General features: G+C 31.1%; 1 pseudogene. It reads right to left on the bottom strand.

The features are described 5' to 3' along the window. Positions 1-171: 171 nt before the first annotated feature. A pseudogene (locus tag H2277_RS09105) lies at positions 172-630 on the bottom strand (hypothetical protein); the annotation flags it as partial.

Here is a 630-nt window from a genome sequence, read left to right as displayed (position 1 = left end):
AGCTCCTCCATCATCTAATAAAATTTTATTTGTTTCTTTTTCTACATCTAATATAAGTCCATTAGGTGTATAAATCTCATAAGTTTCACTCATTTTTATCCTTTCATCCTATATATAAACCATCTTCCATGATTATAGTAGTGGCTAGTCTAGTTATGCAATTCATTATTTTCACTCTTTTATATTATGCTCTTTAGCATAAGCTAGTATCTTAACTCTTAAATCCTCTGGAAAATTATATCTATAAATAGCAGGGATTCTTGGGTCAAGAAGTTTATCAAGCTTATGTCTTTTATAAATAATTTCTAGTCTTTCAGGGCTATAGTATCTTGGAGCATTAGGATAGCCTTGAGGAGGAGTGAGGGCTGCGAGTTTGGCGCTTAATACTAGGGTATCCATAGTCAGTTTAGCAGATCTTTCATCTCTTTCGTTTCTAATATCTACATCAAATCTAGTTACCATTCCATTTTTATATCCATCCATATAATGATCAAATTCTTTCCTGCTTTCAGAAGTAGAATCTATATCTCTTGGATCTTTTAATTTACCTTTTTCAATATCATCATATAAAGCCCAAATGATTCTACCTTCTTCATCAAGAGCAAATTTATATCGATTTAAATCAATCAC

The sequence above is a fragment of the Campylobacter sp. W0014 genome (genome assembly GCF_020135975.1).
Lineage (GTDB): Bacteria > Campylobacterota > Campylobacteria > Campylobacterales > Campylobacteraceae > Campylobacter_D.
This window is presented reverse-complemented; position numbering and strand designations above follow the sequence as displayed.